The 15,476-nt window shown below is 73.2% G+C and carries 9 protein-coding genes; 1 reads left to right on the top strand and 8 read right to left on the bottom strand.

Annotated elements, in window-relative coordinates:
- Positions 1 to 246: 246 nt before the first annotated feature.
- The gene (locus NP777_RS15135) at positions 247 to 441 is read right to left on the bottom strand and encodes a hypothetical protein (protein WP_020868332.1); all 195 of its coding nucleotides are present in this window, start codon (positions 439 to 441) and stop codon (positions 247 to 249) included.
- A gap of 254 nt (positions 442 to 695) precedes the next feature.
- Here NP777_RS15135 and NP777_RS15130 point away from each other — a divergent pair, with 254 nt between their 5' ends.
- Positions 696 to 3,842 carry an AfsR/SARP family transcriptional regulator gene (locus tag NP777_RS15130; protein WP_256650653.1) on the top strand — a complete coding sequence of 1,049 codons (3,147 nt, stop codon included), beginning with the start codon at positions 696 to 698 and terminating at the stop codon, positions 3,840 to 3,842.
- A 43-nt stretch (positions 3,843 to 3,885) separates the two neighbouring features.
- On the opposite strand, the gene glgB is transcribed toward NP777_RS15130, so the two are convergent.
- The 7 genes from glgB to NP777_RS15095 all read right to left on the bottom strand — a co-directional run bounded on the left by glgB (position 3,886) and on the right by NP777_RS15095 (position 15,462).
- Positions 3,886 to 6,096, bottom strand: a complete 2,211-nt coding sequence (gene glgB, locus NP777_RS15125; protein ID WP_391858517.1) for a 1,4-alpha-glucan branching enzyme — start codon at positions 6,094 to 6,096, stop codon at positions 3,886 to 3,888.
- A gap of 373 nt (positions 6,097 to 6,469) precedes the next feature.
- Positions 6,470 to 8,002, bottom strand: coding sequence for a maltokinase N-terminal cap-like domain-containing protein (locus NP777_RS15120; RefSeq protein ID WP_256650652.1), 1,533 nt, complete (start codon positions 8,000 to 8,002; stop codon positions 6,470 to 6,472).
- 378 nt (positions 8,003 to 8,380) lie between these two features.
- On the bottom strand, positions 8,381 to 10,117 hold the full coding sequence (treS, locus tag NP777_RS15115) for a maltose alpha-D-glucosyltransferase (protein ID WP_256650651.1): 1,737 nt from the start codon (positions 10,115 to 10,117) through the stop codon (positions 8,381 to 8,383).
- Positions 10,114 to 12,108 (bottom strand): alpha-1,4-glucan--maltose-1-phosphate maltosyltransferase, encoded by a 1,995-nt coding sequence (locus NP777_RS15110; RefSeq protein WP_256650650.1) that lies wholly within the window; start codon positions 12,106 to 12,108, stop codon positions 10,114 to 10,116. Before NP777_RS15110 ends, treS begins: the two co-directional genes overlap by 4 nt.
- A 279-nt stretch (positions 12,109 to 12,387) precedes the next feature.
- Complete coding sequence (locus tag NP777_RS15105) at positions 12,388 to 13,620, bottom strand: S8 family peptidase (protein ID WP_256650649.1); 1,233 nt, start codon at positions 13,618 to 13,620, stop codon at positions 12,388 to 12,390.
- A 106-nt stretch (positions 13,621 to 13,726) separates the two neighbouring features.
- On the bottom strand, positions 13,727 to 14,590 hold the full coding sequence (locus NP777_RS15100) for a helix-turn-helix transcriptional regulator (protein WP_256650648.1): 864 nt from the start codon (positions 14,588 to 14,590) through the stop codon (positions 13,727 to 13,729).
- Positions 14,591 to 14,667: 77 nt separating this feature from the next.
- Positions 14,668 to 15,462: a pectate lyase gene (locus NP777_RS15095; protein ID WP_256650647.1), complete on the bottom strand. Its 795-nt coding sequence runs from the start codon at positions 15,460 to 15,462 to the stop codon at positions 14,668 to 14,670.
- Between the last annotated feature and the right edge of the window lie 14 nt (positions 15,463 to 15,476).

The following is a 15,476-nucleotide window of genomic DNA, read 5'->3' as shown; positions in this document are numbered from 1 at the left end:
CGCGGCCCTGCCCTCCTGAATCGGGGCAGGGCCGTGCGCGTTTCACGGGCCCGGGGCGCACGGCCCGGGGCACACGACGTGGTGGACGCGGCCGGGGGCATACGGCCGGGGCACGCGGCCCGGGGCACACCGCGTGGCGGACACGGCGAATGGCGCCCCGCGTCTTCCCCCCGTTGGAAGACGCGAGACGCCGCCATTGGCCACGCCGCCGCTGCCCCTTGGCGGCCTTTCGGCGCCGAAGGCGCCTCAGCGCTCGCCGTCAGGCGCGCGGCGCAGCTGTTCCGGGAGGGCCGTCCACTCGGGGCCCTCGCGCAGTGGCTTGACCCAGGCGATGTTCCCGCCGGTGTCCACGTAGGCGACCCGGCCCATGGCCTCGCGTTCGAGGTCGTAGACGAGCTCGCCGATCCGTGGTGTGCTCCGTGTTCCTCCTGCGGTGGTCATGAGCCGCCTCCTCGGCACCTCACTGCCATACCGTCCCCCGTTCATCGTCGGAAGAGGGCCCGGAGACCGGAGAGTTCCGGTCCGGCCGCCGCCGTCGGCGGTGGCCGGGGAGAGCTTCTGGTGCCCGTGGGGCCCTCGAACACTCGTAGGGTGCTACGAGCCGCTGATATACCGCTGATGCCTCGCTGACCCGAACCCGTGGGTAGGCTTCCAAGTGGTCACAGTGAAATCTCTGGTACCAACGGGGGCAGTGTGTGGATGGGACCGAGTTTCGCCTGTTGGGACCGGTCGGAATATGGCAGGGCGAGCGTCCGCAGGGGCCGACCGCCGCACAGCAGCGGTCCGTTCTGGCGATGCTGCTGATGGCCTCCGGCCGCGTGGTGTCCGTCGACAGGCTGGTGTTGGCAGTATGGGGCGAGGACCCACCGGGGTCCGCGCGAAACGCCGTACAGGTGCAGATTTCCAAGCTGCGGCGGATCCTGTCCGCCTTGCCCGGGGCCGAGTTGACGACATCGGCGAAGGGCTATTCGCTGACCGTCGCGCGTGAGCAGGTCGATCTGCACCGGTTCCGCGATCTGGTGCGGGCCGCGCGGGAGGCTCCCAAGGACGCCGGGGCCACCGGGGAGCCCGAGGCCGCCGTGGCCGCCGGGGAACGGGCCGGGGAACTGCTGCGCGCCGCGCTCCAGTTGTGGCGCGGGCCCGCGCTGGCGGACGTCGCGGGCGGCTGGCTGCCGGAGACCCTGGGCGCCGGTCTGGAGGAGGAGCGGCGCGCGGCGGTCGAGGAGTGCGCCGCGATCGATCTGCGCTCCGGACGCCACCACGAGGCCGCCGCCGAGCTGTCCGTCCTGGTGGCCGAACACCCCCTGCGGGAACGCTCGGTGGCGCTGCTCATGGAGGCGCTACGGCGCTGCGGCAGGCGGGCCGACGCCCTCGCGCTGTTCCGGTCCACCCGCCGGAGGTACGTGGAGGAGCTGGGCATCGAGCCCGGCGACGAGCTGCAACGGCTCCACCGGCAGGCGCTCGAGGACAGCCGGGAGGGCAGGGACGGCCGGGACGGCCACGATGGCCGGGACAGCCGGGACAGCCGGGACAGCCGGGACAGCCGGGACAGCCGGGACAGCCGGGCCGGGGACCCCTCCGGGGCCTCCGGCGCGCACGGGAGCGCTCCCGCGGCGCCACCGGCGCAGCCCGACGCGACCCCCGCCCCGGCAACCGCTCCCGCCCCGGAGGGCACTCCGCCCGCCGACGAGCCCCCCGAGCCCGCCGCCGAACCCGCCGCCGGGTCCTCGGGCATGCCCGCCACCGCCACCGCCCCCGAGCAGATCACCGTCGTCACCGCCGTACCCCAGCAACTCCCCTCCGACGTGGCCCACTTCACCGGCCGTGAGCGCGAACTGGCCGGGCTGGACGCCCTGCTGCCCGCGGGCGCGGGCGCGAGCGCGGGCGCGAGTACGGGCGAGGGCAGGGGACGGGCGCCCACCGCCGCGAGGATCACCGTGATCGCGGGCAGCGGCGGCCTCGGCAAGACCACCCTCGCCGTGCACTGGGCCCACCGCGTCCGCGACCGGTTCCCCGACGGCCAGCTCTATGTGAATCTGCGCGGCTTCGGACCCACCGACTCGGCCATGACCGCCGCCGAGGCCGTACGGGGCTTCCTGGACGCCTTCCAGGTGCCCGCCCACCGGATCCCCGCGACCCTCGAGGCGCAGACCGCGCTGTACCGGAGCCTGCTGGCCGACCGCCGGATGCTGATCCTGCTCGACAACGCCCGGGACGCGGAGCAGGTGCGGCCCCTGCTGCCCGGTTCCCCCGGCTGTCTGGTGGTGCTGACCAGCCGTAACGAACTCACCAGCCTGGTCGTCGCCGAGCAGGCCCAGCCGCTGCCGCTGGATCTGCTCGACCGCGACGAGGCGCGCGAACTGCTGGTCAGCCGGGTGGGCGCCGAGCGGGTGGCCGCCGAACCCGAGGCCGTCGAGGAGGTCATCACGGTGTGCGCCGGGCTGCCGCTCGCGCTCGCCATCGTGGCCGCCCGCGCCGCCACCCACCCCCGCTTCGGCCTGGAGGCGCTCGCCGGGGAGCTGCGCGACGCCCGCGGCAGCCTCGACGCGTTCGAGGGCGGGGACGCCACCACCGATGTCCGGGCCGTCTTCTCCTGGTCGTACCACGCCCTGGGCGCCGACGCCGCCCGGCTGTTCCGGCTGCTGGGCGTCCACCCGGGCCCCGACATCGCGGCCCCCGCGGCCGCCAGCCTGGTGGGTATCCCGGTGCCGCAGGCCCGCCGGCTGCTGATCCAGCTGACCCGGGCGCATCTGATCACCGAGCGCGCCCCCGGCCAGTACGGCTTCCACGATCTGCTGCGCGCCTACGCCATGGAGCTCACCCAGGCGTACGACGCGCGGGAGGAGCGCCGCGCCGCGCTGCACCGGGTGCTCGACCACTATCTGCACACCGCCGTGGCCGCCGGGAGGGCCTTCACCCCGCACCGGGAGCCGATCGCGGTCGAGCCGGTCCGGCCGGGCGTCAACGCCGGTGAGTTCGCGGGGCACGGCGAGGCGCTGCTCTGGTTCATCGTCACCTATCCGGCGCTGATGGCGGCCCTGCACGAGGCCGCGGAGGCCGGATTCGAGACCCACGCCTGGCAACTCGCCTGGTCGCTGACCGAGTTCCTGGACCAGCGCGGCCACTGGCACGACCAGCGCACCGTCCACCGGATCGCCCTGGGCTCGGCCCACCGCATCCGCGACCTCACCGGTCAGGCCCACTCCTGCTACGCCCTGGGCCTGGCCGATCTTCGGATGGGGCGCTACGACCGGGCCCGCGGCCATCTGGTGCGCGCCCTGAACCTGCACCGCGAGACCGGCAACGCCATCGGGCAGGCCCTGGCCCATGGCGCGCTCAACCTCGCCAGCGAGCGGGAGGGGCGCCTTGACGAGGGGCTGCACCACGCGCTGCGCGCCCTGAAGCTGTACCGGGCGGCCGGCCACCGCAGCGGTGAGGCGTACGCCCTGAACAATGTCGGCTGGGCGTACGCCATGCTGGGCGACTTCCAGCAGACCCTCGTCCACTGCGAGAAGGCGCTGACCATGCTGCGGCAGGCGGGGGACAGGCGCGGGGAGTCCGCCGCCTGGGACAGCCTCGGCTACGCCCATCAGCACGTCGGCGACCACCAGCAGGCCATCAGCTGCTACCGGCACGCGGTGGATCTGCGGCGCGGCCGGGGCGAGCGGGTCCGGGAGGCCGAGTCGCTGCACCGGCTCGGCAGCGCCCAGCTCGCCGCCGGGGACCGGGCCGGGGCCCGCCGCAGTTGGCAGCGGGCCCTGACCCGGTTCGACTCCCTCGGCCACCCCGACGCCCACCGGGTCCGGGACGGCCTCACGGGGCTCGGCGGGTCCGACGGCTGACGAGGCGTACGGATCGGGTGCGTACGGCTCGGATGCGTACGGCTCAGGCGGGCCGCAGCCAGATCGTGCCCAGCGGCGGCAGCACCGGCAGGATGGAGGCCGGACGGCCGTGCCACCCGGTGGGCTCGGCCTTCAGCGGCTCGGCGTTGACCACGCCACCGCCGCCGTAGCGCCGGTCGTCGGTGTTCAGCACCTCGCGCCACACCGGCACCGCCTCCGGCGTCCCGACGCGGTACTCACGCCGGACCACCGGGGAGAAGTTGCTGATGGCCAGCAGCGGGGAGCCCTCGGCGTCGTGGCGGAGGAAGGCGAAGACATTGTCCTCGCGGGCATCGCCCTCGATCCAGGAGAAGCCCTCGGGATCGGTGTCCCGTTGCCAGAGCGCGGGCGTGGCCGCGTACGTCTGGTTCAGGTCGCGGACCAGATCGCGGACGCCCCGGTGGTCGGGCTCGGCGGAGTACGACGGGTCCAGCAGCCACCAGTCGGGCCCGTGCGCCTCGGACCACTCGGCGCCCTGCGCGAACTCCTGGCCCATGAACAGCAGTTGCTTGCCCGGATGGGCCCACATGAAGCCGAGGTACGCGCGGTGGGTCGCGCGCTGCTGCCACCAGTCGCCGGGCATCTTCGACACCAGGGCCCGCTTGCCGTGCACCACCTCGTCGTGCGAGATCGGCAGCACGTAGTTCTCGCTGTACGCGTACACCATCGAGAACGTCATCTCGTGGTGGTGATAGGCGCGGTGCACCGGCTCGTGCGCGAGATAGGACAGCGAGTCGTGCATCCACCCCATGTTCCACTTCAGCCCGAAGCCGAGGCCGCCGAAGCCGCTGGGGCCCACATGGTGGGTGGCCCGGGTGACCCCGTCCCACGCGGTCGACTCCTCGGCGATGGTGACCACCCCCGGGCAGCGGCGGTAGACGGTCGCGTTCATCTCCTGGAGGAAGGCGACCGCGTCCAGGTTCTCCCGGCCGCCGTGCGCGTTGGGCGTCCACTGGCCGGGCTCGCGGGAGTAGTCGAGGTAGAGCATCGAGGCGACGGCGTCCACCCGCAGGCCGTCGACATGGAACTCCTCGCACCAGTAGACCGCGTTCGCCACCAGGAAGTTGCGCACCTCCGTGCGCCCGTAGTCGAACTCCAGCGTGCCCCAGTCGGGGTGCGCGGCGCGCAGCGGGTCGGCGGGCTCGTACAGCGGACGGCCGTCGAACTCCGCCAGCGCCCAGGCGTCCTTGGGGAAGTGCGCGGGCACCCAGTCCACGATGACCCCGATGCCCGCCCGGTGCAGCGCGTCCACCAGGTACTTGAAGTCGTCGGGGGTGCCGAGCCGGGCCGTGGGCGCGTAGAAGCCGGTGACCTGGTAGCCCCAGGAGCCGCCGAAGGGGTGCTCGGCCACCGGCATCAGCTCGACGTGGGTGAAGCCCAGGTCCTTGACGTACGCCGGGAGCTGCTCGGCGAGCCGGCGGTAGGTCAGCCCCGGGCGCCAGGACGGCAGATGCACCTCGTAGACGGAGAACGGCAGCTCATGGACGCGCCCGCCGGCCCGGCCCGCCATCCACGCGTCATCGCCCCAGTCGTGGTGCGAGGCGTGGACGACGGAGGCGGTGGCGGGCGGGCACTCGGTGCGCAGCGCCATCGGGTCGGCGCGCAGGGAATGGCCGCCGTCGGGCCGGGCGATCTCGAACTTGTAGAGCGCGCCCTCGCCGACGCCCGGCAGGAACAGCTCCCACACGCCGCTGCCGCCGAGCGAGCGCATCGGCAGCGCGGTGCCGTCCCAGTAGGTGAAGTCGCCGGTCAGCCGCACCCCGAGGGCATTGGGCGCCCAGACGGTGAAGCGGGTGCCGGCCACGCCCTGGTGGGTCATCGGCCGCGCGCCGAGCGCCCGCCACAGCTCCTCGTGGCGGCCCTCGCCGATGAGGTGCAGATCGAGTTCGCCGAGGGCGGGCAGGAAGCGGTACGGGTCGTGCAGCTCGAGCTCGGCGTCCTCGTACGCCACCAGCAGCCGGTAGTCCGGGATCTCCCGCAGCGGCAGCACCCCGGAGAACAGCCCGTCCCCCTCGGCCCGCAGCCGTGCGCGCAACCCCTCGGCGGCGACGGTCACCGACCGGGCGTACGGGCGCAGGGCACGGAACAGCACCCCGCCGGGCACGGGATGGGCGCCGAGCACCGCATGCGGATCGTGATGCGCCCCGGCCAGCAGCCGCCGCAGGTCCGCGTCGCCCAGCGCGGGCGCGGCCCGCACCCCCCGCTCGTCCGCCACCACGTCGCCGGGGCCCGCGCCGGCCCCGGCCACGGGCCGCCCGGCCACCCGCGACGGCCCGCCCACGCCGCCGTCCTCCGCGTGCCGCTCCTCGTCGGGGCGGGGCGCCCGGGGCACGGGTGGTGAGCCGTAGGAGACCCGGGCCCCGGAGCCCGGGTGCGCGGGCGGATGGGGGTGGCCGGAGCGGAACGTCGCCGGGACCGCCGGGCCGGTTGTGGCGCCGGTGGCGGCGGGCGCGTGGCCCGGTCCCTCGTCGGACGGGTACTGGCCGGACGGCGGTCGTGCGGTCACGGGGTGGTCCTCCCGGGGGTGTCGGGGGTGTCGGAGGGAACGGCGGGCAAGGGGGCCGGGGCCGGGCCGCCCCGGCCCGGGGTCAGCCGCGGGTGGCGGCCAGGCGGTGGATCGCGGTCATCGGGACGGACAGCCAGTCGGGGCGGTGCCGCGCCTCGTAGAGCACCTCGTAGACGGCCTTGTCGGTCTCATGGGCGCGCAGCAGCTCAGGCTCGTCGCGCGGATCGGTGCCGGACGCCTCCGCGTAGCCCGCGCAGTACGCGGCGCGGGTGCGGTCCGCCCACTCCTGCGGGTGCGCAGGGCGCCCCACGGCCGCCGCGTAGTCGAAGGACCGCAGCATGCCCGCGATATCGCGCACCGGCGGCTGCGGGCGGCGCCGCTCGGCCAGTGGACGGGACGGCTCGCCCTCGAAGTCGATGAGCGACCACTGGCCGCCTCCGCCTCCGCCGCCGCCCGTGAGCAGCGCCTGCCCCAGGTGCAGATCGCCGTGGATGCGCTGGGCCGCCCAGGTGCGGCCCGCGCGCCCCAGCGCGGCCAGGTCCTCGTACGCGCCGTGCAGCGCGGTGCGGTACGGCTGGAGGGCGGGCACCGCGGCGGCGGCCGAGTCGAGCCGTTCGCTCATCGCGGCGGCGAGGTGCTCGATCTGCGGGCGGCGCAGCACGGAGATGGGCAGCGCGCGGGCCATCGCCAGATGGACCTCGGCGGTCGCGTGCCCCAGCGCGCGGGCGGCGTCGGTGAAGCCGCCCCCGGCGGCCAGGGCGTCCAGCGCGAGCTGCCAGCCGTCCCGGGAACCGGCCAGGAAGGGCTGGAGCAGCCCCAGGGTGAACGGCTCCGGCCGCGGCCCGGCGCCCTCGGCCGGGGGCTCGGCCTCGAACCAGGCGGCGGGCGCGGGCACCCGGGCGCAGCTGGTGCGGGCGAGCGCGAGGGGGAGCTCCAGGTCCGGGTTGGTGCCGGGGCTGACCCGCCGGAAGAGCTTGAGAATAAACGTATCGCCGTAAACCACCGAGGAGTTGGACTGCTCGGCGGTCATCACCCGGGGCGCGAGCGCGGACGGGATCGCGCTGGACGGCTCCCGTACGAAGCGCAGCGGGCCGAGCCGTCCGGGCGTCCGCAGCCGCTCGAGCAGCAGCGTGGTGAGCCGGGGGTCGGCCAGCGCCTCGTACACCGTCTGCCCGTCCAGCGGACCGCCGCTGGGCCGGCCGATGAGCGCGGGGGCGAGCGGCGGCGGCAGGGCGGGGCGCGCCCCGAGCAGCAGTTGGTAGCAGTCGCTGGCCGCCGCCCCGCGCCGGTGGCCGCAGCCGAAGCCGTGCCGGTGGCCCGGTGGCTCCGGCTGCTGGGCGCGGACCAGCAGATGGAGCAGACCGGGCGTGCCGCCGCTCGCCCGCCACGGCAGCAGCTCGGTCGCGGAGACCAGCGCGAAGCCGGTGACGGGGCGGCCCTTGCCCGCGAACCAGCGCTGCCGGGGCAGCCACTCGGCGAGCAGCGGCGCGAGCGAGGTGAGCAGACCGGGCGGGCCCGCGGCCGCGGTGGTGCGGGTGGCGGTCGGCGGGGGCTGCTCCCGCGGTACGGCGGTCGGCGGGTGGTGTGCCCCCCGGGAGAGCGGAGCTTCCGGCATGGCGTCGCGTCCTTTCCCCGGGCACACGACAGATCAGGGCAAAGTGTCCCGGATTGCGGCATTGACTGTGCGACGGTGCGGGACGTGTCGGGCGAGGATCGTCCGTACGGTGAGCCCGGTGAACGCGATCGGGCCCGTCGGTGACGATGTGAGTACAGAGTGCCCATGACGGGGGGTCGAAAACGCCCGTACGCGCCCGAGGTGGACGCGTACGGACGAGCGAAGGCCGTGCCCCGGCCGAAACCACACGGCGGAGCCTGGCGCCTGCGGCGGGCTGTTCCCCTCCCCGCCCCTTCCCTCAACTGGGGCTCCGCCCCAGACCCCGCTCCTCAAGCTCCCCCAGCTACCGCTGGGAGGTGCCCCCTGGAGGGGCTGATTTCAGCCCGCCCAGTGCCCCGCCGCTTCGGCGCGGCGCAGCCGGAACCAGTAGAAGCCGTGCCCGGCCAGGGTGAGCAGATACGGCAGCTCGCCGATGGCCGGGAAGCGGACCCCGCCGATCAGCTCCACCGGATGGCGGCCGGCGAAGGACTGCAGGTCCAGCTCGGTCGGCTGGGCGAAGCGCGAGAAGTTGTTCACGCACAGCACCAGGTCGTCCTCGCCGTCCCGGCCCGTCGGGGCCTCGCGCAGGAAGGCGAGGACGGCCGGGTTGGAGGACGGCAGCTCGGTGAAGGAGCCGAGCCCGAAGGCGGGGTTCTGCTTACGGATCTCGATCATCCGGCGGGTCCAGTGCAGCAGCGAGGACGGGCTGCTCATGGCCGCCTCGACATTGGTGACCTGATAGCCGTAGACCGGGTCCATGATGGTCGGCAGGAACAGCCGTCCCGGATCGCAGGAGGAGAAGCCCGCGTTCCGGTCGGGGGTCCACTGCATGGGGGTGCGCACGGCGTCGCGGTCGCCGAGCCAGATGTTGTCGCCCATGCCGATCTCGTCGCCGTAGTAGAGGATCGGCGAGCCGGGCAGGGACAGCAGCAGCGCGGTGAACAGCTCGATCTGGTTGCGGTCGTTGTCCAGCAGCGGCGCCAGCCGTCTGCGGATGCCGATGTTGGCCCGCATTCTCGGATCCTTGGCGTACTCCGCGTACATGTAGTCGCGCTCTTCGTCGGTGACCATCTCCAGCGTCAGCTCGTCGTGGTTGCGCAGGAAGATGCCCCACTGACAGCCGGAGGGGATGGCGGGGGTCTTGGCGAGGATCTCCGAGACCGGGTAGCGGGACTCGCGCCGCACGGCCATGAAGATGCGCGGCATCACCGGGAAGTGGAAGGCCATATGGCATTCGTCGCCGCCCGCCGAGAAGTCGCCGAAGTAGTCGACGACGTCCTCCGGCCACTGGTTGGCCTCGGCCAGCAGCACGGTGTCCGGATAGTGGGCGTCGATCTCGGCCCGGACGCGCCTGAGCATCTCATGTGTCCGGGGCAGGTTCTCGCAGTCGGTGCCCTCCTCGGCATACAGATATGGGACGGCGTCGAGCCGGAATCCGTCGATGCCCAGGTCCAGCCAGAAGCGCAGGGCGGCCAGTACCTCCTCCTGGACGGCGGGGTTCTCGAAGTTGAGGTCCGGCTGGTGCGAGAAGAAGCGGTGCCAGTAGTACTGCTTACGTACCGGATCAAAGGTCCAGTTGGACGTCTCGGTGTCGACGAAGATGATCCGCGCGTCCTGGTACTGCTTGTCGTCGTCGGCCCAGACGTAGTAGTCGCCGTACGGTCCGTCCGGGTCGCCGCGGGACTCCTGGAACCACGGATGCTGATCACTCGTGTGGTTCATGACAAAGTCAATGATCACGCGCATCCCGCGCTGATGAGCGGCGTCGACGAACTCCACGAAGTCCGCGAGGTCCCCGAACTCCGGCAGCACGGCGGTGTAGTCCGAGACGTCGTAGCCGCCGTCGCGCAGCGGGGAGGCGAAGAACGGGGGCAGCCACAGGCAGTCCACGCCCAGCCACTGCAGATAGTCCAGCTTGGCCGTCAGGCCCTTGAGGTCGCCGACGCCGTCGCCGTTGCTGTCCTGGAAGGAGCGGACCAGGACCTCGTAGAAGACCGCGCGCTTGAACCAGTCGGGATCGCGGTCGCCCGCGGGCGTGTCCTCGAATGTGTCCGGTACGGGCTCGTTGACGATCATGTTGTGGGTGACCCTCCGATCGGTGAGGACGGTCGCAGGGACAGCACATGCGCCGGAGCCATCTCCCGCCCCGGCTCCAGGCGCACATAGTTGTCCCTGCCCCAGTGATAGGTCTCGCCGGTGAGCTCGTCGCGCACCGGGACGGACTCATGCCACTCGAGGCCGAGTTCCGGCATGTTCAACGAGACCGTCGCCTCCTGGGTGTGGTGAGGGTCGAGGTTGACGACCGTGACCACACACGAGTCGCCCGCGCGCTTGGAGTAGACGATGACGGAATCGTTGTCGGCGTGGTGGAATCTGAGGTTGCGCAGCCGGCGCAGGGCGGGATGGCGGCGGCGCACCCGGTTCAGCCGGGCCAGCAGCGGGGTGATCGTTCTTCCCTCGCGCTCCGCCGCCGCCCAGTCGCGCGGCCGCAGCTGGTACTTCTCCGAGTCCAGGTACTCCTCGCCACCCGGCCGCGCCGGGGTGCCCTCGCACAGTTCGTAGCCCGCGTAGACGCCCCAGGTGGGGGAGAGGGTGGCGGCGAGCACGGCCCGCACCGCGAAGGCGGGGCGGCCGCCCTCCTGAAGGTAGGCGTGCAGGATGTCGGGGGTGTTGACGAAGAAGTTGGGCCGCATCCAGGCGGCCGCATCCCCGGACAGCTCGGTGAGGTAGTCGGTGAGCTCCTGCTTGGTGTTCCGCCAGGTGAAGTAGGTGTACGACTGGTGGAAGCCGACCGCGCCGAGGGCGTTCAGCATCGCGGGGCGGGTGAACGCCTCGGAGAGGAAGAGGACATCGGGGTCGGAGCGGTGGATGTCGCCGAGCACCTTCTCCCAGAAGACCACCGGCTTGGTGTGCGGATTGTCCACCCGGAAGATCCGCACCCCGTGCGCCATCCAGAAGCGCAGCACCCGCTCGGTCTCCCGGACCAGGCCGTGGAAGTCCCGGTCGAAGGCGAGCGGATAGATGTCCTGGTACTTCTTGGGCGGGTTCTCGGCGTAGGCGATGGTGCCGTCGGCGCGCTGGTGGAACCACTCGGGGTGCTGGGAGACCCAGGGGTGGTCCGGGGAGCACTGGAGCGCGAAGTCCAGCGCCACCTCCATGCGCAGCTCCCGGGCACGCGCCACGAAGTGGTCGAAGTCCTCGACGGTGCCGAGGTCGGGGTGGATCGCGTCATGGCCGCCGTCGGCCGAGCCGATGGCCCAGGGCGAGCCCACGTCGAAGGGGCCCGCGGAGAGCGTGTTGTTGGGGCCCTTGCGGAAGGCGGTGCCGATGGGGTGGACCGGCGGCAGATAGACCACGTCGAAGCCCGCGGCGGCGATCGCGGGCAGCCGCTCGGCGGCGGTGCGCAGGGTGCCGCTGACCGGCCGCCGGCCCTCGGTCACCTTGGCGCCCTCCGAGCGTGGGAAGAGCTCGTACCAGGAGCCGAACAGCGCACGCTCCCGGTCCACCTGGAGCGGCATCGGGCGCGAGGTGGTGACCAACTCCCGCAGCGGGTGGCGGTCGAGGGCCGCGGTCACATCGGGCGCGAGGGCGGCGGCGAGCCGGTCGGCCACCGGGCGGCGCTCGTCGCGCAGCCCGTCGACGGCCGCCAGCACCGCCTCCCGGCCGTCGTTCTTGGGCACTCCGGCCGCGGCCCGCTCGTACAGCAGGGCGCCCTCCGCCAGGACCAGATCGGTGTCGATCCCGGCCGGGATCTTGATACGGGCGTGCCGGCGCCAGGTGGCGATGGGATCGCTCCACGCCTCGACCGTGTACGTCCAGCGGCCGGGCGCGCCGGGGGTGACCTCGGCGCCCCAGCGGTCGGTGCCGGGGGCGAGTTCACGCATCGGGGTCCAGGGGCCGGAGCGTCCGGACGGATCCCGGAGGACCACATTGGCGTTGACCGCGTCATGGCCCTCCCGGAACACGGTGGCACTGACCTCGAAGGTCTCGTCCACCACCGCCTTGGCGGGGCGGCGGCCGCAGTCGATCAGCGGGCGGATATCCAGAATGGGAATGCGACCGATCATAGGATCACCTGACGGCAGTGCGGATGGAGGCGCGGAGGCGGCTTTTGTCCTTTGTATCGGTTTTGCCGCCGGGCGTTGGGTTGCGGGCATGACAGCTCCTGTCCGCGTTCACTCTGGTGGGCGGATGGGGTCGGCCATGGGGGGCGCGCGTGGAAAGCCTTCCCCTGCGGAATGGGGAGACAATCCGAGTTCCCGTGAACTACCGGTTCGTAACGCCGGGTACATGAATCGGCCCCGCCCGTAGGCGGGGCCGTCCACTCGACGCGTTCTGCCGTTACGTCAGTTGGCCACCCGCAGCAGACGGTTCGGCGAGCCCGGACCCGCGCCGCGCACCCGGCCCTTGCTCGCCCCGGCCGTCAGCGCCGCCCCGACCTGGGCCGGAGTCGCGAAGCGATGGCCGGCGAGATAGAGCGCGGCCGCGCCCGCGACATGCGGGGCGGCCATCGAGGTGCCCGAGAGCGTCCTGACCGCCGTGTCGCTCGCGTCGGACGCCGAGACGATCCGGTCGCCGGGCGCGAACAGGTCGACTCCCGGGCCCCAGTTGGAGAATCCCGAGCGCCGGTCGGCGCGGTCGGTCGCGCCCACCGTGAGCGCCCCCGGCACCCGGCCCGGTGAGAACGAGGCGGCGGGCCGGTCCTGGTTGCCCGCCGCCACGGTGAAGACCAGACCGGCGGCGATCCCGGCCCGCACCGCCGCGTCCCACTGGGGCAGCGGGGTGGCGGACGCCGAACCCAGGCTCAAATTGACCACCGCGGGCCGCCTGGCGTGTCGCAGCACCCAGTCCATTCCGGCCAGCACCTGCGCGATGGTGCCCTCGCCCCGGTCGTCCAGCACCCGGACGGCCACGATCGCGGCCTCCTTCGCCACGCCGTAGCGGGTGCCCGCCGCCGTGGCGGCCACATGGGTGCCATGGCCGTTGCCGTCCTCGGCCACCGGATCGTCGTCCACGAAGTCCCAGCCCGAGCGGGCCCGGCCGCCGAAGTCCTCATGGGAGGTGCGGACCCCGGAGTCGATCACATAGATCGTGGTGCCGCGCCCGCCGCCGCGGGGCGCGGTGTACACCCCGTCCAGCCGCCGGTCCCGCTGGTCGATCCGGTCCAGGCCCCAGGGCGGCCGCGCCCGGCCGCGTGGCGGGGACGGTAACCGCGCCCGGGACCAGCGCAGGGACACCCGCCCGTCCCGGGTCACCGAGGCGATGCGCGGATCGGCCGCCAGCCGCCCGGCCTGTGCCGCGTTCGCCCGTACCGCATAGCCGTTGAGCGCGCTGCGGTAGACCTGGCGCACCCGCGCCCCGTACCGCTCGACCAGCGCCCGGCCCGCGCCGGACGCCGCCGCGGGCGCTCCCGCGCCCCGCTTCAGGGCGACGATATAGCCGTGGGTCCCCGCCGCGCCCATGGTCTGGACCCCCTGCGCGGGAACGGTCTGAGCGGGCGACAAGACCACCAGGACCACCGCGACGACGGCGGCCGGCGCCGCCACCCTCCGCCGGGGGCCCGCAGCTGCGCATGCCATGGAACGATCCCCTCCCCAACTCGACGGCGCTTGGGTCCTTCTTCCGCGGAGATCCGTCAGAAGGGCCCTAGCGTCGCGTGGGACGAAAGATCCCGACAAGGGCGCATCAGGGGGCGTAAAACGCGACCGCCTCCCTCGACAGCAGCCGCAGCGCCGCCTCCGACGGCGACCCCGGCTCCGCCCCGTACATCAGCAGGGCCTGGCCCCCCGAGTCCGGCAGCCGGGTCATCTCGAAGTCCAGCTCCAGCGGCCCCACCAGCGGATGGTGGAAGGACTTGGTGCCGAAGGCGCACCGGCGCACCGGGTGGCGCGACCACAGCGCCGCGAACTCCCCGCTCTTCATGGACAGTTCGCCGATCAGCTCGGCCAGCCGACGGTCGTCGGGGTGCGCCCCCGCCACCACCCGCAGCGAGGAGACCGCGCGCCGCGCCTCGCCCTTCCAGTCCGGATACAGCTCACGGGTGTGGGGGTCGAGGAACAGCATCCGCTGGGTGTTGGGCCGGTCGCCGGGGCGCTCGGGCGCGTCGGCGGGCAGATGCCCGGCGATCAGCGCGTGCCCCAGCGGATTCCACGCCAGGACGTCGAAGCGCGGACCGAGGACCACGGCCGGTACGCCGTCCATCGCGGCGAGCAGCCGCCGGGTCGCCGGGCGCGCGGACTCGGCGCGCCGCGCGGGGCGGCGCCCGGCGCGCGGCGGACGGGCCAGGTTGCCGAGGTGCGCCCGCTCGTCCTGGCTCAGCCGGAGCGCGCGGGCGATCGCGTCCAGCACCCCGTCCGAGGCGCCGGTGGACTGGCCCTGCTCCAGCCGGGTGTAGTACGCCGCGCTCACCCCGGCCAGCTGCGCCAGCTCCTCGCGGCGCAGCCCCGGGACCCGGCGCCGGGTCCCGTACGCGACCAGGCCGACGTCCTCGGGACGCAGCCCGGCGCGGCGGGTGCGCAGAAAACTTCCCAGCTCGGCAGGTGTGTCCATACCCACCAGTGTCCGGCATGGGCACGCGCCGTGCCTGTCCCTGTGAGGGTCAGGCACGGCGCGCGGTCAGCCGCACATCACCGGTAGGTGATGTCGGACGAGCTGTACTTGCAGTAGGTGCCGTCCGGACCGCTGCCGTTCTCGGTCGGCTCCTTGCCCGTGTTGTTCCCGATGTACTTCTGGCACGGGACGATCTTCTTGCTGCTGTCCCCGATGACGGTGATTCCGCGCAGGGTCAGCGAGTCGCCGTAGTTGGTGTTGATCCCGCCGATGGCCTTGCCCGGGGCGGTGACCTCGGTGTTGCTCACATTGATGGTGCGCTTGTACTGCGAGGAGCAGTTGCCGCACGAGCGGACCAGCTTGCCGAAGTCCTGGACGGCGAAGTTCGAGATGTTGAGCGTGCCGCCGCCGTTGAACTGGAACACCTTGTCCGACGCCTTGCGGGCGCCGCCGCCGATCACGTTGTACGTCTTGCCGGTGCCCCGGAAGGTGGCGGCGTCCTCGCCGACGTCCTCCCACCACACGTTCTGGATCGTGCAGCTGCCCTTGCAGTGGACGCCGTCGGCGGCCGGGGCGCCGAGGATGACGTTCTTCAGGGTGGCGCCGTCCGCCAGCTCGAACAGCGGGTCCTGGTCCTCGTCCTGGCCGCCGGTGCCGAGGTCGCCGGAGCCGTAGTAGCGCTTCATCCCGCCGTCCATGGACCCGCTGACGGGGATGGTCTTGGTGACCGCCTGCGGGCTGCCGCTGGGCGTGGGCCAGGTGGCGGCGGAGGCCGTGGGCAGGGTCAGACCGGTGGTGATCGCGCCCGCGGTGAGCGCGATGGCGCCGAGGGCCCCGGCCAGCGCCCGGTGCCTGGTGCGTTGTTCAGCCATGTCGGATCTCCTTC

It is taken from the genome of Streptomyces rugosispiralis (assembly GCF_024505145.1).
Taxonomy (GTDB): domain Bacteria; phylum Actinomycetota; class Actinomycetes; order Streptomycetales; family Streptomycetaceae; genus Streptomyces; species Streptomyces rugosispiralis.
The sequence above is the reverse complement of the archived record's forward strand: the minus strand, read 5'-3'. Positions and strand labels throughout refer to the sequence as shown.

Bases quoted from the DNA above. Each gene is read 5' to 3' on its own strand.
- NP777_RS15135 (WP_020868332.1), bottom strand. From the start codon at position 441: ATGACCACCGCAGGAGGAACACGGAGCACACCACGGATCGGCGAGCTC.
- NP777_RS15120 (WP_256650652.1), bottom strand. From the start codon at position 8,002: ATGCCGGAAGCTCCGCTCTCCCGGGGGGCACACCACCCGCCGACCGCC.
- treS (WP_256650651.1), bottom strand. From the start codon at position 10,117: ATGATCGTCAACGAGCCCGTACCGGACACATTCGAGGACACGCCCGCG.
- NP777_RS15110 (WP_256650650.1), bottom strand. From the start codon at position 12,108: ATGATCGGTCGCATTCCCATTCTGGATATCCGCCCGCTGATCGACTGC.
- NP777_RS15105 (WP_256650649.1), bottom strand. From the start codon at position 13,620: ATGGCATGCGCAGCTGCGGGCCCCCGGCGGAGGGTGGCGGCGCCGGCC.
- NP777_RS15100 (WP_256650648.1), bottom strand. From the start codon at position 14,590: ATGGACACACCTGCCGAGCTGGGAAGTTTTCTGCGCACCCGCCGCGCC.
- NP777_RS15095 (WP_256650647.1), bottom strand. From the start codon at position 15,462: ATGGCTGAACAACGCACCAGGCACCGGGCGCTGGCCGGGGCCCTCGGC.